Consider the following 18862-nt stretch of genomic DNA (forward strand, 5'->3'; position numbering starts at 1 on the left):
GGCTTTCAAGGTCAAAGCTTGCAAGGTTAAGGCTTTCAAGGTCAAAAGCTTCAAAGGTTCACTTCTAAAGGCGCTAATTATTAGCGCCTTTTTTTGTAAATGTCTCATGCTTAAACAATACTTAAAAAAAACAATCAATAAGCAATCAGTTTACAACGTCAAAGAAGCGCACTATGCCATCAATCACAGTTACTCAATTTAGAAATTTCATTCCCAGGAAACGGGAACGTTATCCCGCCTCTAAAAACGGTATTTTCATCGTTTCTAAAGGCAGTATTTCTTTCATGTTACCTGATGGGACTAAAGCCTCATTACAAGCCGGAGATTTTACCCTTTATAATTCAGGTCAGATTAAAGACATCACAGTTGACACTGAGAATGGCGAATTCAGCGCAACTTGCGTAGATTTTGATTTGGCTATTTTTCAGAAGTTCATCAATCAGTTCAGCGAGTTAGAACCCACTCGAGTCCCGGATAAATACATTAAGTTTGATAAAACTGATACCGAAATCTGCCAGTTGAAAGAACTCATCCTATCACTCGCTCAGTCATCGACTCAGAATGACTACGCACTCACTCAATTGGGTTTAAGTTTGCTCTCTCTAATGGTGGAACAGCACCCTGCTCTATTAGTTATTATTGCCCGAGCGTCAAGGTTAACCGTGACGCAAAAGGTCATTTATTACATTGAACAAAACATCGAGAACAATATCTCACTCGATACCCTAGCCAGCTATGTGGGAATGTCACCAGCCACACTTAAGCGCCGTTTATCGGCTGAAGACCTTTCCTTTTCAAATCTGTTAAAGATAAAGCGAATCGCACACGCAGCGACACAGCTCCGAACATCGAATAAATCGATTACTCAAATCGCTTATGAATCTGGGTTTAAAAGCGCGGCACACTTCAGTACAGCCTTTAAAACCTATCACGGTAAGACTCCAAAAGACTTCCGATCTTTGGTTGCACAAACTTATTAGCTGCGCAATCTTATTAGTTGCACAGCCTTAACTGCATCATTTTGTAATAGCATAAGTAGTTTGCAATGAAATAAGTAGATTGCAATGAAAGGCGCACTTTGGCCACATGCTTAGAAAGTACAGGTAAAAGTATAAATCTGAAATGTGTTGATTGAAATTTACGAAGGTCGTTCGTTTGGTCTCAAACCACCAGCGAACGCCTAAGTAAAATGGTCACGACCAGAAGTAGGATTTAGGGTCTTTTTCTATCTCAGCCAAAATAGCATCAAGATCCTTCGATTGAGGAAGGTATGGGTATGGTCCCCAATTCACAGAGTCGGTTTCTGCATTGTCTTCAAGTGGCACCGCCACCAACCAACAAGATAACGATTCATCAAAGGTAACGCAGACAATCTCGTTTGTGTAATCACTATGAGACGAGTCGAGTAGATAATGCGCCTGTGAAAACAGTACACCCCCCTCACACTCCTCATATAAGGATTTACCTAACTCGACTGGCAAACTGCGATTACGAGAAGTACAGAGCCTCTCAGCCCCAATTAAAAGACGATTCAGTTCTATATGAATAACGGACATAACACCCCTTGTAACTTCATAGAAACTTCTAAGTAGTGAATTCCTCTACTCAGCTTAGGACTCAACGATCATTTTAGCGAACAAGTGCAAACAAAATACCCGCCCTGCTCCCAGAAACGAACCCTTCTTTAACAAACGCATTCGAAAAGCGTAAAACCGTCTAAGTTTCATTAATCAGAGTTACTTTGACAGCCACACGGGCTTTCACTAACCAAATTAACGGCTATAACGTATCCATACAGAATTTCACAAAAGTGTCATATAACCGACCTATCATAGCCAACAAATGTTATTTACTAGGAGTTGTTTATGTTACGAGTCGCGCTTGCCTCTCTTTTGTCCTTAGCCCTGTCTTCTCAAGTTGCTTTAGCACAAGAAACCAATATTTCGGGCTCCACTTCTGTATCACGAGTGATGGATGTTTTAGCAGAGGAGTACAACAAGACTCACCCTGATAACTACATTGCGGTTCAGGGCATCGGTTCTACTGCGGGTATTACTATGGTTAATAAAGGGGTCGCTGATATTGGTATGAGTTCGCGTTACTTAACTGACCGAGAACAGGACGAAAAATTGAAGGTATTTCCAATTGCCTTTGATGGCCTAGCAGTTGTAACTAACCGTTCAAACGGTGTAAGCAACGTTACACGTGAACAGTTATTCGATATCTACAAAGGCAAAATCACAAACTGGAAAGCCGTGGGTGGTGCTGATCAACCTATCGCAGTTGTAACTCGTGAAGCTTCTTCTGGTTCACGCTACAGCTTCGAAAGTTTACTGGGTTTAACAAAAATCATTAATGACCGTCTGGTTTCTGACATCAATCCAAACAACTTGGTTGTAAACAGTAACAGCATGGTAAAAACGATTGTTAACCATAACCCACACGCCATTGGATTCATCTCTGTTGGTTCTATCGACCGTTCAATTAAAGCAATCACTTTTGAAGGCGTGGAGCCGACATCAAAGAACATTGCTAATCACAGCTATGAATTAGCTCGCCCATTCTTATTGCTACACAAAACTGAATCAGTTTCTGACGAAAGTAAAGATTTCATCAAGTTCGTGAATTCAAAGCATGGGCAAGATCTTATCGAAGAGTACGGCTACACACGTGTTAAGTAACGGCTCTTAGACAGAGTAAACGCGAGATATCGTACAAACAAAAAGAGAGAGCATTTAGCTCTCTCTTTTTTTGAATCTATAATCATCGCTTAAAAGCAGTTCTACTTACAAAAAAGCTCTAGAAGTGAAGCTGGATAACCGAAACAATCACAGCACCAGGGCGACGAACCCCTTCGATTTCTACGCGGATTTCACGCTCAATCTCTAAACCTTTTTTAATTGGCGTTACTTTTGTCAATGTACTCTTAGCGCGGACGTTACTGCCCGACTTTACAGGATATGGGAAACGAACTTGGTTAAGACCAATGTTTACAACCATCTTCGCTGTTGGAAACTGAGACTTATCAGGGTCAACACTGTCAGTCAGTCTAGGAAGCAGAGACAAAGTCAAGAACCCATGTGCGATGGTTGTTTTGAACGGAGAATCTGTTTCAGCCTTAGAAGGTTCAGTATGGATCCATTGCATGTCTTCAGTGACAAGGCCGAACTGGTTGATACGGTCTTGACTGACATTGATCCAATCGCCAGTATGAATAACGTCACCGATCTGCTGACTAAGCTCATCAAACACAAGCTGAGCTTCTCGCTTTAAGATGATCGGCTGTTCTATTGGCATCTCTGGTGCATCTTCGTTTACAGCCGGTTTGTGGTGATCACGAACCCAAGCAAAGAAATGACTATTTTGCGTACGATTCAGAAAGTCGCCCCAGTAATCTCTAAGAGCTGGAGACATCCATTGCATAAACTCTGAGTGTTGCGAAGACACGCTATCGCCTCGGTGTTTAAATAAATCAATGACTTTCATAAGAACCTCAATGCACAAAAAATTTCAATATAACTCGTTAATTTTGAAACACTTCACACTATTGTGCAAATGTTTTCGAGCATACACCCGTTAGCTGAACCTTGTTATTTCATTAATAAACAGTAGGTTAATAATAAAACATCATTTTATTACAAAACCCAAATTAGAGTGTTAGCTCTATCACATAATCAACATTTGATTATATAAAAAGCGTTTTTATTCACAAGTGGAATAAAAAAGGCTTAGCACAACGCTAAGCCTAAGTTTTTTACAAGAGACTAATTCACAAGGAATTGGTTTATAAAGAATTAAATTTCCTATTCGTCATCAAGCGGGACTAACTTGGTATTCCCACCGTGTGCCTTCTCTCGCTTACGCTGTATGAATGCATAAAAACCAGGAATTAAGAACGTACCTGCCAGTAACACACATAACAGGCCACCAATCAGTGAAATACCCAGAGAGTTCTGACTCACATGACCTGCACCCGAAGCAAAGATGAGCGGGAAGATACCGAGAATGAATGACCAAGACGTCATGTTCACAGCACGGAAACGCAGCGTCCCCCCCTTCACAGCCGCCTCTTCGATTAATGTATTTTTCTCTTCACGCTCGACTTTCGCGAACTCCACAATCAAAATTGCGTTCTTCGCGGCCAAGGCTATCAAGAGCACCAAACCAATTTGTGCGTAAAGGTTTAGCGGCGTGCCGGTCAAGTTTAGTGCCAAAAAGGAACCTAAGGTTGCAACAGGTACCACTAGGATAATCGCAATCGGTATTGTCCAACTCTCGTATTGAGCCACCATAAACAGATAGATGAAGATCAGAGCCAGTGCGAAAGCAAAGATCGCTTGGTTGCCAGCCAATACTTCTTGGTAAGCCATTCCTGTCCATTCGTATTGATAACCCTGCGGTAAGACGTCAGCGGCCACACGCTCCATGGCTGCAATCGCGTCACCACTTGAGTAACCCGGTGCAGGTTGTCCTTGAATAACCGCGCTGCGGTACATGTTGTAACGCCATGCCACATCTGGTTCAAAGATCTGATCATAAGTCACCAATGTGCTTAACGGGATCATCTCGCCATCAGACGAACGCACGTGGAATCGTTGGAGATCATCCATGCTGCTACGGTGTTCACTGTCAGCTTGCATGGTTACACGGAAGTTCTTACCAAACATGGTGAAATCGTTCACGTACAGTGAACCTAAATTACCTTGTAGAGTTTGGAATATTTCCGACAACGGAATACCTAACTGTTGCGCTTTCTCACGGTCGATATCGACATAGTAGTGAGGAACGTTGGCACGGAAAGTACTGAAGGTATGTGAAATCTCAGGCTGTTTGTTCGCCTCAGCAATCACGTCATTCATTACCATCGCCAGATCCGTACGACTACGGCCTAGCGTGTCTTCAAGAACAAATTCGAACCCAGAAGCCGCTCCCATACCCGGTACCGCTGGTGGTCCCATCGCAAATACAATCGCTTGAGGCAGTTCAGTTGCGGCTCGACCATTGATGCGTTGCGAGATAGCCTGTGCGGAATGATCGCCATCTAACGCGTTACGCATGTCCCAGTCATGGAGCTTGATAAATAACGATGCACCATTCGATGCAGAAGCGCCTGTCATAAAGGCGTAACCGTTCACGAGTGTCACACCATCAACACCCGGCTCCAGCTCAACCATCTCTAGCAACTGCTCGGTCACATCTTCGGTACGAGACAGTGATGCTGCATCAGGAAGTTGCACATTAACCAGCAAAATGCCTTTATCCTCTTGAGGCACAAATGCTGTAGACGTGGTTTTCGCGAAATACGTTACTGCTGCTAATGCCACAAAAAAGAAGGTAAACAGCAGAACTCCCTTTTTCACAAGAAAGCCAGCGATTTGACCGTACTTGTTTGTTACCGACTCTAAACCACGGTTAAACGCTTGGTACCAACGTGCTGTGTTACCACCGCCCTGTTTAAGAACCAATGAACACAATGCTGGCGACAGCGTTAGAGCGTTAATAGAAGAGATAACAACGGCAATACAGATAGTCAGAGCGAACTGACGATACATGATGCCGGTGATGCCTGGCAGCATTGCCACAGGGATAAATACCGCTAACAGAACTAAGGTCGAAGTAACGATTGGGCCTGTTACTTCTTTCATTGCAATAAGTGTTGCTTTGCGTGGAGAGATCGTTGGATCTTTCGCCATCGTCGTATCAACGTTTTCGATAACTAAGATGGCGTCATCTACTACGATACCAATCGCCAATATCAAACCAAACAAGGTTACCGTGTTAATGGTAAAGCCGGTCATCTGCATGACGGCAAAGGTACCAATCAAAGATACTGGAATCGCAACTACAGGAATCAAGGTTGCACGAGCACTACCCAGGAACAAATACGTTACCGCGATTACCAGCAAGATAGCTTCAATGAGCGTTTTCACTACCCCTTTAATCGACTCCGCAACGAATAATGTGGTGTCGTAACTCGCTTCATAAGCAACCCCTTCTGGGAAGTTTTTGCTTAAGTTGTCCAACATGCCCATCACCGCTTTGCCGCTTTCTAGTGCGTTGGCGTCTGACTGTAGCGAAAGAGTAACGATTGATGCATCTTGACCACGATATTTGCCATTGCCGTCGTAGAACTTTTTACCCAGTTCCACACGTGCAACGTCTTTTAAGTAAACGGTTGAACCGTCTTGATTTGCACGAAGAACGACGTTTTCAAATTCGTCAGCCGTTTCTAGTCGACCTTTGGTCACTAAGTTGAACTGAACTTCTTGAGAGTTACTGTAAGGTGCCGCGCCAATACGGCCAGCAGCCACTTGAACGTTCTGTTCAGCCAATGCACCATGAACATCTGATGTCGTGAGGTTGAGGTTAGCCATCTTTTCAGGGTCTAACCAAACACGCATCGAATACTCACCGCCGCCCAAAACATTAACTTCACTAATACCAGAGACTCGTGCCAATTGGTCTTTAATGTTTAAGTTGATGTAGTTAATAAGGAATTGGTCGTCATACTCACCGTTTGGAGAATAAAAGTTCAATACCATCAAGAGGTCAGGTGAACGCTTTTTCACGGTTACGCCGACCATTCTCACTTCTTGGGGAAGCTTTGATTCAATTTGAGAAACTCGGTTCTGAACGTTGACTTGAGCCATATCGGCATCAGTACCAACATCAAAGGTCACATTAAGGTTATATGAACCATCGTTAGCACTTTTAGAAGACATATAAATCATATCTTCTACGCCATTCACTGACGTCTCTATGGGGTCGGCGATTGCCTGTTCTACAACCTCAGCACTCGCGCCTGTATAGAATGCCGACACACTAACAGAAGGAGGGCTAATTTTTGGATATTCAGCTACAGGTAAGATCGCAAGAGAAATCGCACCCGCTAGCGTTAATATGATGGATATGACAAGGGCGAACTTAGGCCTTTGAATAAAGAAACGACTCAACATAATAAATAAGCCCCTTTACTCAGCTTGTTCAGCAGAAGGTTGAATACGAACAGACATACCATTACGCACACGTTGTAAGCCTTGAGTGATTACTGCATCACCCTCCTCTAATCCAGAGTGTACGATCACGCCGCCTTCAACCTGTCGACCCATCTCGATGTTTCTGCGCTCAGCGGTTGCGGTTGCAGATGCATCGCCTTCTACTAGCACCATCACAAAGTCACCCTCTAAATCGGTCTGAACCGCTCGGCGAGGAATAGTTACAACATCAATCGATTGTTTATCACGAAGATCAACGCGAACGTGTTGACCTGGAAGTAGTTGCTGATTCGGGTTATCGGCAATCGCACGCATCGCGATTGTACCTGTATTGAGGTTGATACGGTTGCCCAAGAAATCAAGCTGACCTAGATGTTCAAACGCTTCACCGTTTTCCAGTACGATCTGAACTTCAACACGAGCAGAATCGCTGCTGCCATCACCTTCAATACGATCCATACCTAACTCAATGCGTTCACGCTCACTGATGCTGAAAGAAGCGTGGATTGGGTCTAGGCTAACCAAGGTTGTTAATACACCTGAAGACGGGGAAACTAAGTCACCTGTGCTTACCTTGGTATCACTGATTCTTCCTGAGAAAGGCGCAATGATTTTAGTGTGAGAAAGCTGAACGTTTGCTGCGTTTAACTGAGCTTGGCTTGCTTCAAGCTGTGCTTGAGAACCGAGTAAAGAAGCGGTTAATGCATCAAATTCAGATTGGGAAATACTGCCTTTCGGAAGTAGGTTCTTACCACGGTTGAAGTCAAGCTCGGCTTTTTTGAGGTTGGCATTCGCTTGAGCAACAGACGCTTTTGCGCTTGCTACCTCAGCTTCAAATGAAGATGGTTCAATCGAGTAAAGTAATTGCCCCTTTTCGACCATTTGACCTTCATTGAAATGACGGCTTTGTAAGTAGCCCGAAACCTGCGCTGTAATAGCCGTGTCTTCAACGGCTTCAATGCGACCGATGTACGACTTACTTTGCTGGTGAGAAACAACACTAACATCCTGTACAGCTACGAGAGGTAGAGGCGCTTGCTTGGCATTTTGAGCATCTTGCCCACATCCAGCAAGAATAAGAGAACTTGCAAGAGCCGTAAGGATCAACTTTTTACGCATGGTTATACCGTCACTTATGAGAAATAGAACAGCATAAAAGTTACGTAACACACCTATTAGGATTGTCCGAGGAATATCAATTATAACTAGCCAAAGTGTATCAATATGTTAATTGAAACCAAGTGCTTATAAAGTGATTACAAACACGTTACAATCCGTAGATAAATCAACCTCTCAGCTTTTGTTCTCTATGGATATTGTCTAACATAATGTATTGTCGGACAGATAAGCATTCACATTTAATTGTTAAGGAATTCTCATGATTTCAAAATGGGCTAAACGTTTCTATCAAATGGCGGAATTGGTCGGTTCTTGGAGTAAAGATCCTTCAACTCAAGTCGGCGCCGTAATCACTAAGCATAATCGAATCGTATCAGTAGGCTTTAATGGCTATCCTCATGGCGTATCTGACAGTGCTGATACTGATGATCGTGAAATGAAGTATCTAAAAACACTGCATGCTGAAGAGAACGCAATTCTATTCGCTAAGCGTGATTTGGATGGCTGTGAAGTTTGGGTAACTCACTTCCCTTGCCCTAACTGCGCGGCAAAAATCATTCAAACAGGTATCTCTGCTGTCCACTGCCCCGAGCAAAGTGAAGACTTCCTTTCTCGTTGGGGAGATAAAATCAAAATAAGCCAAGATATGTTCGAGCAAGCCGGTGTGGAAGTGGATTGGTTGCCACTCGCAGATCTGGATTAGCCTCTAACCTGGATTAGCCTCTGACCTGGATTAGCCTCTGACCTGAATTAATAGCTAAGCTGAATTTCAGATTCAAAAAAGCCGAGAGTCGATATTATCGCTCTCGGCTTTCTTTTGCTTTTTTCTTTTCTTATTTTCAGTATCTCGCGTTTCAAATACTAAACGTGTAAACAACATAAAGCGTTCGTTAGGATTAAGCGCTAATTGGAAATGCCTCTGCATACGCTTCCATGAAGTCTTTACGGATATCTTGTTCTAAATGAATCGCTTTTTCCGTCGGGCAGAAAATCATAAAGTGCACTTCTTGCTCGCCCGTTGAGCTACTCGTGATATGGATATGAGGCTCAGAACCCGGCAGGTCAACGCCAGCGTGCTTTTCAATCACCCCATTGTAACGGCGTGCAACATCAATAAATTCTTCACAATGCTCTTCAATTTTTTCGATAAGACCTGGCACCATTGGATATAGATTGACGAAATCTTTTACCGTCACAAAAAAGTTATGATAAACGTAGCGCTTCATGAAATTAAGATTCTTTACAGGATAGGTGAAGAACATGCTATTTGGCAGCGTGGCGGTCTTGCCTGTGAAATGGTATTGCCCGTGATACAAGTCGATTTCCTGAATCACAGTCGCCATCAAGTTGTGCTCAATCACCTCACCACTAATTTTGCCTACTTCGATCCAGTCACCAATTCGAAACGAGCGAGAGCTTGCTCGTTGAATCGACCCCGTGAAACACAAGATGATCTCTTTTGAAGCAACCACAATTGCAACAGCAATGGCAGTAACCGACAGTGCAAATTCGCTGATTTCAGATTTCCACAGCACAAATAAAGTGACCATAATAATGGCAAACGTACCGTTCTTGGTTCGTGACATCCAATTACGTTGATCTTCACTTAAAAAAGCGACATCACCACGGATTCGAGACAAAGTGATTCGTCGGATTATTAATATAATGCCGATGATCAGCACACTAAAAATAAACTTATTAGCGAGTAAGAAATCGATCACTTGCCACATTTTTTCCATTACTTATTCCTTTGTATTACAACAATTAAGCTTTATAACGATGAGCTTTACAACGACTGACTCAACCAAAAAACGCATTATAAAAAAGCGCTCAAAAAAAGAGCGCTCACTTTCATGCCTATTTTAGCTAAGGCTATCATTTTATCTTGGCAGAAGTAATAAATTGGCCAAAAGTTTCACACCAAATCACAACGGTATTAAATCGATTAAGATCAGTATCTTCGGGAAGTTCAACCATAAATCGGTCGAATGTTTTTACATCTCCAACTCTCAGTAAATCGCTTTTACTATCATTGAAGGCTTGTTCAGTTTCAATGAACTTAGGTGAGAGGTAAACCTTATAATCGGGTCCCGGCGCCAATTCCCCTTCAAAAGCTATCGCACTTTCAGACACCGAAATTCTCCCTTCTCCCCAATGCAAAAAATCACTGTCTTGTCGGTCTTTAGTGAACTCACCTGTATAGATAGCCTGCTGACTGATCGCTTCGACAGAACTTGAGGAAGGAGAATCAGGCTCAATCAAGATAGGTAGTGCATAGACACCAAGCCCAAAACCAAAAACACCCACGGCTAAGTGGGTGCAAAGTAAAACTAACTTTTTCATCGCGTACTCCCTTATGCTTAAAGAGAGTATTATTGAATACTCTCAAAAATACAAAGAGATATCGCGTTGGAAGTCGCTATTTTTGGTAGTGAGTTGCCGTACGCTGAGACAATTCAACAATCACTTTTACCGCCTGCTCCATACCTTGAATAGTAATGAACTCATGAATACCGTGGAAGTTATAGCCACCAGTAAAAATATTCGGACATGGTAGCCCCATGAAAGATAAGCGAGCGCCGTCTGTACCGCCTCGGATCGGCTTGATCATTGGCTCAACATCGCACTCAATCATCGCTTGCTTCGCTAATTCAATAATATGTTGATGCGGTTCAACCATCTCTTTCATGTTGAAATAGCTATCGGTTAGCACCAGCTCAACACGGCCTTTCTCAAGACGCTCATTCAGCTCATCCACTTTCTGTTGCATGAATGCCTTACGCGCTTCTACACCCTCACGTTCAAAATCACGAATGATATAACCCAGTTCAGAGCGAGCTACACCCATTTCAGCTGATTTCAGGTGGTAGAAACCTTCATAACCTTCTGTGCACTCAGGTGTCTCTTGCGCTGGCATCATCAATTGGAATTGAGCTGCAATGTTCATGGAATTAACCATTTTGCCTTTTGCGGTACCTGGGTGAACATTTACGCCATGACAAATAACATCGGCACTAGTAGCGTTGAAGTTCTCAAATTCCAACTCACCGACTGGACCACCATCAATAGTATACGCCCACTCAGCGCCGAACTTCTCAACATCAAACAGGTTCGCACCACGGCCAATTTCTTCGTCTGGCGTGAAGCCAATACAAATATCGCCGTGTTTGATCTCTGGGTTCGCTTTAAGGTAAGCAATCGCGCTGATGATTTCAGCGATGCCCGCCTTGTTGTCGGCACCAAGCAGAGTCGTGCCGTCAGTCGTAATAAGGTCGTGGCTATGCAAGGCATCAAGATCTGGGTATTGGCTTGGGTTCAAACTCTCGCCACTTTCACCTAATTCTATCGTTCCACCTTGATAATCTTTAATCACCTGTGGTTTCACGTTCGCACCTGAAGCGTCAGGGGCGGTATCCATATGCGCGACAAAGCCAATGGCAGGCACATCGTAATCGACATTCGACGGCAATTTCGCCATCAAATAGCCATTTTCATCTAAAGAGACATCAACTAACTCTAATGCATTCAATTCTGACTTTAAGGCTTCAGCAAATGGAATTTGACCCGGTGAACTTGGGCACTGCTGATTAGAAGGATCGGATTTGGTATCAAAAGTAACGTAATTCAGAAAACGTTCGACAAGCTTTTCCATAATTCATATCACCATGGATTAAGTAATTGATTTACTGACTTTATTATTCATGTAGATGAGCGAGGTATTGTTAATTAAATACGTACGCAGAGTCAGTCGCGAGGCTTTTCATCTTACGCCCCTGACCATGTATGTAATTGCTCTAAATCATTATTGTGCGAAATTAGACGAGCTTCCTATACTTGAAAGCAGAGGGTTTCGTCAGTTCAACATTGCATACGGATGATAAGCGATTGCTTTGTACGCATTCTACGCCCTCCGCTCTCAGCCTAAAAAAAGTACAAAGTGGATGATGATCACCATTTATCCTTGATGCAGAATCTGTCATACGTTACACGGAGACACAGTTATGACGATTAATAAATATTTCATTTTATCTCCTCAAGCCTCTGAGGAAAAACTTCAACCAGCATTAACTGAGAAGGAAGTTCAAAGGCAGGAAGCTCTAAGACAGGCGCAATCTCAAGGTGGGTTTGACACCAACGCGACCTCGTAACTCAATTAATACCTAGTAATATTAAGAACCCCTATAAAAAAGCTCTACTTCTCTGCGATGTAGAGCTTTTTTTCCTTTTACTCCCTTTTCCTTATTCTATCGAGCCCATTCACGTTTTGTGTGCCTCCGACTCTGTATCTTTAACTCTTCATACCTTTAACTCTTCGAGTATGCAGCTAGCCCATTCGCTAAGCTGAAAAATGCCCCATTAAACTTCCCCCCAGCCATACCTTGTCGCGCCATTTTGTGCTAATAATTCATATTCGTTTTCATTCCTCACTCGCCCCTTTTCAAAAACTATAATGCGAGTACTAGAGAACTTAACCACAGGAATCCCGAATTCAATGGAATATTCAAAACTAGGAAGTAGTCAAATTCCCGTTTCCCGAATCTGTCTTGGTAGCATGACTTGGGGGCTGCAAAATACTCAACAACAAGCTGACCAACAAATCGAATACTCGCTAAGCCAAGGTATTAACTTTATCGATACCGCAGAGATGTACGCGGTGCCACCTTCACCCGAGACCTACGGTAAAACGGAAGCGATTATTGGTAACTGGTTAGCTCGCAATCCGCAGCGCCGCCAAGAAGTCATCATCGCTAGCAAAATCGCAGGCCCTGGATTGCCTTGGGTTCGAGATGGCGGGCCAATCACGGGTGAAGCTGTAATTGCAGCGGTTGATGCTTCATTAGCGCGTTTACAAACGGACTATATCGACCTTTACCAACTGCATTGGCCAAACCGAACGACGCCTCACTTTGGCAAACATTTCCCGAATCATATTCGATTCAGTGATATCGACCGAAAGCAGCATGAAGCGGAGATGCTAGAGATCCTCCAAGCACTAGCGAGCTGCATTAAAGCGGGAAAAATCCGTCATGTTGGTTTGTCTGATGACACCACTTGGGGTATTAACACTTACCTTAAGCTCAGTGAGAAGCATGATTTACCGCGAATGGTCTCTATTCAGAATGAATTTAGCCTGCTGCACGCGAAAGACTGGCCTTATTTGATTGAAAACTGTGTGCATGAAGACGTCGCCTACCTACCATGGTCACCGTTAGCAGCGGGCATGCTGAGTGGTAAATACATTGATGGTGCTAGACCAGAAGGAAGCCGTTGGACCTACATGCAGCGTAAAGGTATTTTCCGCGACACTGCATCTGCCAATGAAGCCGTAAAAGGCTATGTTGAAGTGGCGAACACACATGGGTTTACACCGAGCCAACTGGCATTGGCATGGTGCAATCAAATTGATGGCGTGACTTCTACAATCATCGGCGCAACCACCATGGAACAACTGAAAGAGAACGTAGCAGCGTTCAGCAAACCGTTGTCAGAAGAGATCCTTACCGATATCAACACCGTGTTTAAGCGCTACCCAGCTCCGTATTAAGCTGTCAGTCCACCGGTTTTCTCAGTTCAGCTTGAGTAAATCCCATAAGAGCGCACTATTTAGTGCGCTTTTCTTTTTAAGTGGGTCGCTTTTGCTTTTTATGTGGATCGCATGAGTCATCACGCTTTTGGTTATCCAACCTTTGTTCTATAATGCGCGGGCTTATATCTAGGATAAAAACATGATTTCAAAAAACCAATTAAAACTCCTTCGTGCTCTGGGCCAAAAGAAACAGCGTAAAGCCCACGGCCTGTTTCTAGTTCAAGGTGAAAAGAACGTTCTTGAGCTGTTCAATAGTGACTTAGTCGTGAAAAACGTCTTTGCTACTGCTGATTTCCTATCTGAAAATCACGCATCACTGATTGAGTTTGATTGTGTTGAAGCTTCACTGGATGACCTCACCAAAGCGAGTACTTTGGTGAGTAACAATGCGGCGATTGCTGTTGTTGAGATCCCAACGTTTGAATTACCAAAAGCTACTGGGTTAATGATTGCACTGGATGGTGTATCTGATCCGGGCAACCTAGGTACGATTATTCGCGTCGCAGACTGGTATGGCATTAAGCATATCGTTGCGAGCAGCGATTGTGCAGACCCATACAACCCGAAAACGATTAGCGCGACCATGGGCAGCTTTGGCCGAGTACATGTAAGCCAAACAGACTTACCTGAATACTTAGAGCAAGCGAACCTACCTGTATACGGGGCGTTCTTAGAAGGCGAAAGTGTTCATAAGACGGAATTTACTGCCAACGGTATTTTACTGATGGGCAGTGAGTCTCACGGAATTCGTGAACACGCCGCTAAATACGTGACTGATAAGATTACGATTCCAGCATTCGGTGGCGCAGAGTCTCTGAACGTAGCAATGGCGACAGGCATCATTCTCGACAACATGCGTCGTCAACATAGCTAAATCTCACTAACTAACGAGCCAATCGACAGTGTTCAGATATTAAAAAAGGCGTATTGATCAAATCAGTACGCCTTTTTATTTGAGTTCTTTTCAACAATTACTTTTCTAGCATTGCCAACTTATCAGACACACCATTCCACTTTTCAGCGTCATCCATTGGTGCTTTTACTTCCGTCTGTACCGGCCAGATCTCAGCAAGCTCTGCATTCACTTCAATAAAAATCTTTTGGTCTTCTGGCAGTTCATCTTCTTGGAAGATCGCTTGAGCGTCACATTCAGGTACACACAACCCACAATCAATGCATTCGATTGGGTTTATTACCATGAAATTCGGACCTTCATGGAACGCATCTGCGGGGCACACCGCCACACAGTCTGTGTATTTACATTGGATACAATTATCGCCTACGACAAATGCCATGATGCTCTGCTCTATAAGTTAGTCAAAATTGAAGAATGGGGGATAATACTCATCCCAAAGCAAAATTCAACATCATACAGCTCTAATATCGAGTCTATTTGCTCCATGCTTCCAAATTAGTATGACAGATAAATCAATTTCTCGTAAAATGCGCGCCATTGTGAGCTTATCGCTTCTTTCAACATCAGTGTTTACATAAAGCTCTGCGTTTAGAAGTGGTCTAGCTAAGACACCTATAAAAACGAGACATCAAAATGATACGTTTAACCGAAATTAAACTCCCACTAGACCATGAAGAGTCAGCCATCCAAGACGCTATTGAAGCGAAACTTGGTATTAACGCTGATCAGGTACTTTCTTTTAATATCTTTAAACGTGGCTACGATGCTCGTAAGAAATCAAAAATCTTACTTATCTACACGCTTGATGTTCTCGTTGAAGACGAAGCTGAGTTGTTAGAGCAATTCATTAGCGACCCGCACGTAAAAGTAACTCCTGACATGGAGTACAAATTCGTGGCTAAAGCAGTTGAGAACCAAACTGAGCGCCCTGTCGTTATCGGCTTTGGCCCTTGTGGTCTGTTCGCTGGCCTAGTGCTTGCTCAAATGGGCTTCAACCCAATCATCGTTGAGCGTGGCAAAGAAGTTCGTGAGCGCACTAAAGATACCTTTGGTTTCTGGCGTAAGCGTACTCTGAACACAGAATCAAACGTACAGTTTGGTGAAGGCGGTGCTGGTACATTCTCTGACGGTAAACTTTACAGCCAAGTAAAGGATCCAAAGCACTACGGCCGTAAAGTAATCGAAGAATTCGTTGCAGCTGGCGCACCAGAAGAGATTCTATACGTAAGTAAGCCGCACATCGGTACCTTCAAACTGGTTACTATGATCGAAAAGATGCGTGCTTCTATCATTGAACTCGGCGGTGAAATCCGTTTCAGCACTCGCGTAGACGACGTTCATATGGAAGACGGTCAAATCACAGGCTTGACGCTTTCTAACGGTGAAGAGATTAAATCTCGTCACGTAGTACTGGCTGTTGGCCACAGTGCTCGTGATACGTTTGAAATGCTGCACGAACGTGGCGTTTACATGGAAGCTAAGCCTTTCTCTGTTGGTTTCCGTATCGAACACAAGCAAGCAATGATCGATGAAGCTCGCTTCGGTAAGAACGCAGGCAACCCTATTCTAGGTGCAGCGGACTACAAACTCGTTCACCACTGTAAGAATGGCCGCACTGTATACAGCTTTTGTATGTGCCCAGGTGGCACTGTGGTTGCAGCGACTTCTGAAGAAGGCCGCGTAGTAACCAACGGAATGAGCCAATACTCTCGTGCAGAACGCAACGCAAACAGCGCTATCGTTGTAGGTATCGACCCTGAACGTGATTACCCAGGCGACGCACTTGCAGGTATCCGTTTACAGCGTGAATTAGAAAGTGCCGCTTATGTTCTAGGTGGCGAGAACTACGATGCTCCTGCACAGAAAATCGGTGACTTCCTGAAAGGTCGCGATCCAAGTGAAATCGGTGAAGTAAAACCATCATTCACACCGGGCATCCACCTAACAGACATTTCAAAAGCGCTACCTGATTTTGCTATCGAAGCAATTCGTGAAGCAATCCCAGCGTTCGAGAAGAAGATCAAAGGCTTCTCTACGCCAGACGGTCTATTAACAGGTGTAGAGACGCGTACGTCTTCTCCTGTCTGCATCAAGCGTGGCAAAGACTACCAAAGCATCAACTTAAAGGGCTTCTTCCCTGCAGGTGAAGGCGCAGGCTACGCTGGCGGTATCCTATCTGCTGGTATCGACGGTATTAAGGCTGCGGAAGCGCTAGCACTGTCTATGGTAGAACAGAACCAAGCTGAGAAGATTGAGATCGCTTAAGGGCTTTCGATAAAGCAAAGCTAGATCGCGGTCAGTTAAAAACAAAAATCCAGTGTCTTGTAGATACTGGATTTTTTTATGTGCATGTTACTAGCGGTACACAAGCAACATGGTAGAATGCCGCCATTAATCTTATCCTTGTATAAGATTGTTGAACCTTTCCATCGCTATTTAGCCAAATCATACCGAGAAACTTATGCCATTTTCCAAGCTTGGATTAAGCTCACCTATTGTTAAAGCCGTTGCAAAACAAGGCTATGAAAAGCCAACCTCTATTCAAGAAAAAGCAATTCCGATTGTGCTTTCTGGTAAGAACCTAATTGCTGCTGCACAAACAGGTACAGGTAAAACTGCGAGCTTTGTTCTCCCTATCTTAGAAATGCTAAGTAAAGGTGAAACACAACGTAAAAAACGTATTCGTGCTGTTATTCTAACACCAACTCGCGAACTTGCGATTCAGGTTGAACAGAACATTACCAAGTACGCGAAGTTCCTAAACCTGACATCATTAGCGATGTACGGTGGCGTGTCTTACCAGCATCAAAAAGACCGCTTGATCGAAGGTGTCGATATTCTTGTAGCAACCCCAGGTCGCTTGATCGATATGTACGGACAACGTGCCGTTCACTTTGATGAAGTCGAAGTACTGGTTCTTGATGAAGCCGACCGCATGCTAGACATGGGTTTCATCGAAGACATCAACAAGATCATCGCGCGTTTGCCACAAAACATTCAAAACCTGTTGTTCTCAGCAACGCTATCAACGCCAGTTCGTGCGCTAGCAAAAAGTGCAATCAGTGAAGCTGAAGAGATTTCAATTGCCAAAACTGACGCTTCTAAAGCAAACATCGAACAATGGCTAGTTACTGTAGATAAAGACCGCAAGTCAGCACTATTAAGCCACATGATCACTGACGGTGAGTGGGACCAAGCGCTTATCTTTATCGAGACTAAGCATGGCGCAGCTAAGTTGGTTGCTCAACTTGAAAAGCGTGGTATAGAAGCGGAAGCTTTCCACAGTGGACGTAGCCAAGCGATTCGTGAAAAAATTCTGGCTGATTTCAAAAAAGGTCGTCTAAAGTATCTAGTTGCGACAGGTGTTGCTGCTCGTGGTATCGATATCGATAACTTAAGCCGCGTAGTGAACTACGACATCCCATTCCCTGCGGACGACTATGTTCACCGTATTGGTCGTACTGGCCGTGCTGATGCATCTGGTGAAGCGATCTCTTTCCTATCGAAAGACAACTTCAAAAACCTGTGCATTATCGAAAAACGTCTTGGTCACTTGATTGAGCGTCGCGTAGTTGAAGGTTTCGAACCACGTAAAGAAGTACCAATCTCTGTATTGAACTTCGTGCCTAAAAAGAAAAGAGAACAGCAACAAGACTAAGTAATTTCAGCAACAGAAAATGTAAAAGTCGCGTTAGCCAACACAAAAATAAGACGAAGCCAAATGTGGCTTCGTTTTGTTCTTTGAAATACATATCAAGTTGAGGCAATAAGATGATCACTCCTATCGCAACGAGATTAACCCGCGGGCAAGATCTAAAGCTTGAGATCCAAAAGCTTGTGACAGCACACAATATCTCGGCAGGCTCTGTCGCATCGTGTGTCGGGTGCGTGTCTCAACTCAATATTCGTCTGGCCAATGCGAACAACACCAAGCTAATCAAAGCTCCATTCGAAATCGTATCTGTGATGGCAACGCTAACCCCAAACCACCAGCATGTTCATATATCCGTTGCCGATGAGAATGGCAATGTGATTGGTGGGCATCTGCTGGAGGAAACGATCATCGCCACCACCGCTGAATTGATTGTTCATCGCTACGATACTTTGACCTTCAACAGAGAGCATGATGATTCGACGGGTTACACTGAGCTCACTGTCAGTAGCAATACGCAACAGAACAGCAACGCGCAATAGAACAACAACACGCAATAGATTGACCCATAGCAACACCAAGCGATCCATATA

Annotated in this window: 17 protein-coding genes; 9 read left to right on the plus strand and 8 right to left on the minus strand. The window is 43.8% G+C overall.

Features of this window, described 5'->3' with window-relative positions; genetic code table 11:
* Positions 1–173: 173 nt before the first annotated feature.
* Positions 174–980, plus strand: coding sequence for an AraC family transcriptional regulator (locus BCU75_RS17075; RefSeq protein WP_076674177.1), 807 nt, complete (start codon positions 174–176; stop codon positions 978–980).
* A gap of 213 nt (positions 981–1193) precedes the next feature.
* Here BCU75_RS17075 and BCU75_RS17080 read toward each other — a convergent pair whose 3' ends face one another.
* Positions 1194–1556, minus strand: coding sequence for a DUF3024 domain-containing protein (locus BCU75_RS17080; protein ID WP_076674176.1), 363 nt, complete (start codon positions 1554–1556; stop codon positions 1194–1196).
* Between the two features lie 309 nt (positions 1557–1865).
* Between BCU75_RS17080 and BCU75_RS17085 the strand changes: the two genes are divergently transcribed.
* Positions 1866–2681: a phosphate ABC transporter substrate-binding protein gene (locus BCU75_RS17085; RefSeq protein WP_102467278.1), complete on the plus strand. Its 816-nt coding sequence runs from the start codon at positions 1866–1868 to the stop codon at positions 2679–2681.
* A gap of 118 nt (positions 2682–2799) precedes the next feature.
* Here BCU75_RS17085 and BCU75_RS17090 read toward each other — a convergent pair whose 3' ends face one another.
* The 3 genes from BCU75_RS17090 to BCU75_RS17100 form a co-directional block, all read right to left on the minus strand.
* Positions 2800–3486 (minus strand): MaoC family dehydratase, encoded by a 687-nt coding sequence (locus BCU75_RS17090; protein ID WP_102474539.1) that lies wholly within the window; start codon positions 3484–3486, stop codon positions 2800–2802.
* A gap of 317 nt (positions 3487–3803) precedes the next feature.
* The gene (locus BCU75_RS17095) at positions 3804–6956 is read right to left on the minus strand and encodes an efflux RND transporter permease subunit (protein WP_102474540.1); all 3153 of its coding nucleotides are present in this window, start codon (positions 6954–6956) and stop codon (positions 3804–3806) included.
* Between the two features lie 15 nt (positions 6957–6971).
* Positions 6972–8114, minus strand: a complete 1143-nt coding sequence (locus tag BCU75_RS17100) for an efflux RND transporter periplasmic adaptor subunit (RefSeq protein ID WP_102474541.1) — start codon at positions 8112–8114, stop codon at positions 6972–6974.
* Positions 8115–8373: 259 nt separating this feature from the next.
* Between BCU75_RS17100 and BCU75_RS17105 the strand changes: the two genes are divergently transcribed.
* Positions 8374–8817, plus strand: a complete 444-nt coding sequence (locus BCU75_RS17105; RefSeq protein ID WP_102467274.1) for a dCMP deaminase family protein — start codon at positions 8374–8376, stop codon at positions 8815–8817.
* A gap of 193 nt (positions 8818–9010) precedes the next feature.
* On the opposite strand, the gene BCU75_RS17110 is transcribed toward BCU75_RS17105, so the two are convergent.
* The 3 genes from BCU75_RS17110 to pepT form a co-directional block, all read right to left on the minus strand.
* Positions 9011–9853: a mechanosensitive ion channel family protein gene (locus BCU75_RS17110; protein WP_102474542.1), complete on the minus strand. Its 843-nt coding sequence runs from the start codon at positions 9851–9853 to the stop codon at positions 9011–9013.
* Between the two features lie 136 nt (positions 9854–9989).
* Positions 9990–10457, minus strand: a complete 468-nt coding sequence (locus BCU75_RS17115) for a DM13 domain-containing protein (protein WP_102474543.1) — start codon at positions 10455–10457, stop codon at positions 9990–9992.
* Between the two features lie 76 nt (positions 10458–10533).
* A complete protein-coding gene (gene pepT / locus BCU75_RS17120) occupies positions 10534–11766 on the minus strand; it encodes a peptidase T (RefSeq protein ID WP_102474544.1) in 1233 nt (410 codons plus the stop codon).
* Positions 11767–12115: 349 nt separating this feature from the next.
* On the opposite strand from pepT, the gene BCU75_RS24465 reads away from it, so the two are divergent.
* The 3 genes from BCU75_RS24465 to BCU75_RS17130 all read left to right on the plus strand — a co-directional run bounded on the left by BCU75_RS24465 (position 12116) and on the right by BCU75_RS17130 (position 14575).
* Positions 12116–12262, plus strand: a complete 147-nt coding sequence (locus BCU75_RS24465) for a hypothetical protein (protein WP_198593432.1) — start codon at positions 12116–12118, stop codon at positions 12260–12262.
* A gap of 344 nt (positions 12263–12606) precedes the next feature.
* The gene (locus tag BCU75_RS17125; RefSeq protein ID WP_102474545.1) at positions 12607–13659 is read left to right on the plus strand and encodes an aldo/keto reductase; all 1053 of its coding nucleotides are present in this window, start codon (positions 12607–12609) and stop codon (positions 13657–13659) included.
* Positions 13660–13840: 181 nt separating this feature from the next.
* On the plus strand, positions 13841–14575 hold the full coding sequence (locus tag BCU75_RS17130) for an RNA methyltransferase (protein WP_102474546.1): 735 nt from the start codon (positions 13841–13843) through the stop codon (positions 14573–14575).
* Between the two features lie 97 nt (positions 14576–14672).
* Here the strand turns inward: BCU75_RS17130 and fdxA are convergent, their stop codons facing one another.
* On the minus strand, positions 14673–14996 hold the full coding sequence (gene fdxA, locus BCU75_RS17135) for a ferredoxin FdxA (protein WP_017631334.1): 324 nt from the start codon (positions 14994–14996) through the stop codon (positions 14673–14675).
* A 254-nt stretch (positions 14997–15250) separates the two neighbouring features.
* Between fdxA and BCU75_RS17140 the strand changes: the two genes are divergently transcribed.
* From BCU75_RS17140 to BCU75_RS17150, 3 genes are all read left to right on the plus strand, one after another.
* Complete coding sequence (locus BCU75_RS17140; protein ID WP_102474547.1) at positions 15251–16882, plus strand: NAD(P)/FAD-dependent oxidoreductase; 1632 nt, start codon at positions 15251–15253, stop codon at positions 16880–16882.
* Between the two features lie 196 nt (positions 16883–17078).
* Positions 17079–18275 (plus strand): DEAD/DEAH box helicase, encoded by a 1197-nt coding sequence (locus BCU75_RS17145; protein ID WP_017109066.1) that lies wholly within the window; start codon positions 17079–17081, stop codon positions 18273–18275.
* A 113-nt stretch (positions 18276–18388) separates the two neighbouring features.
* Positions 18389–18811 carry a PPC domain-containing DNA-binding protein gene (locus tag BCU75_RS17150; RefSeq protein WP_102474548.1) on the plus strand — a complete coding sequence of 141 codons (423 nt, stop codon included), beginning with the start codon at positions 18389–18391 and terminating at the stop codon, positions 18809–18811.
* Positions 18812–18862 lie beyond the last annotated feature (51 nt).

Origin of the sequence: Vibrio splendidus (genome assembly GCF_002873455.1) — a bacterium.
GTDB classification, from domain to species: domain Bacteria; phylum Pseudomonadota; class Gammaproteobacteria; order Enterobacterales; family Vibrionaceae; genus Vibrio; species Vibrio splendidus_J.

Bases quoted from the DNA above. Each gene is read 5' to 3' on its own strand.
- BCU75_RS17110 (WP_102474542.1), bottom strand. From the start codon at position 9,853: ATGGAAAAAATGTGGCAAGTGATCGATTTCTTACTCGCTAATAAGTTT.
- BCU75_RS17090 (WP_102474539.1), bottom strand. From the start codon at position 3,486: ATGAAAGTCATTGATTTATTTAAACACCGAGGCGATAGCGTGTCTTCG.
- BCU75_RS17095 (WP_102474540.1), bottom strand. From the start codon at position 6,956: ATGTTGAGTCGTTTCTTTATTCAAAGGCCTAAGTTCGCCCTTGTCATA.
- BCU75_RS17075 (WP_076674177.1), top strand. From the start codon at position 174: ATGCCATCAATCACAGTTACTCAATTTAGAAATTTCATTCCCAGGAAA.
- BCU75_RS17150 (WP_102474548.1), top strand. From the start codon at position 18,389: ATGATCACTCCTATCGCAACGAGATTAACCCGCGGGCAAGATCTAAAG.
- BCU75_RS24465 (WP_198593432.1), top strand. From the start codon at position 12,116: ATGACGATTAATAAATATTTCATTTTATCTCCTCAAGCCTCTGAGGAA.
- BCU75_RS17105 (WP_102467274.1), top strand. From the start codon at position 8,374: ATGATTTCAAAATGGGCTAAACGTTTCTATCAAATGGCGGAATTGGTC.
- BCU75_RS17125 (WP_102474545.1), top strand. From the start codon at position 12,607: ATGGAATATTCAAAACTAGGAAGTAGTCAAATTCCCGTTTCCCGAATC.
- pepT (WP_102474544.1), bottom strand. From the start codon at position 11,766: ATGGAAAAGCTTGTCGAACGTTTTCTGAATTACGTTACTTTTGATACC.
- BCU75_RS17145 (WP_017109066.1), top strand. From the start codon at position 17,079: ATGCCATTTTCCAAGCTTGGATTAAGCTCACCTATTGTTAAAGCCGTT.
- BCU75_RS17115 (WP_102474543.1), bottom strand. From the start codon at position 10,457: ATGAAAAAGTTAGTTTTACTTTGCACCCACTTAGCCGTGGGTGTTTTT.
- BCU75_RS17100 (WP_102474541.1), bottom strand. From the start codon at position 8,114: ATGCGTAAAAAGTTGATCCTTACGGCTCTTGCAAGTTCTCTTATTCTT.
- BCU75_RS17140 (WP_102474547.1), top strand. From the start codon at position 15,251: ATGATACGTTTAACCGAAATTAAACTCCCACTAGACCATGAAGAGTCA.
- BCU75_RS17085 (WP_102467278.1), top strand. From the start codon at position 1,866: ATGTTACGAGTCGCGCTTGCCTCTCTTTTGTCCTTAGCCCTGTCTTCT.
- BCU75_RS17130 (WP_102474546.1), top strand. From the start codon at position 13,841: ATGATTTCAAAAAACCAATTAAAACTCCTTCGTGCTCTGGGCCAAAAG.
- BCU75_RS17080 (WP_076674176.1), bottom strand. From the start codon at position 1,556: ATGTCCGTTATTCATATAGAACTGAATCGTCTTTTAATTGGGGCTGAG.
- fdxA (WP_017631334.1), bottom strand. From the start codon at position 14,996: ATGGCATTTGTCGTAGGCGATAATTGTATCCAATGTAAATACACAGAC.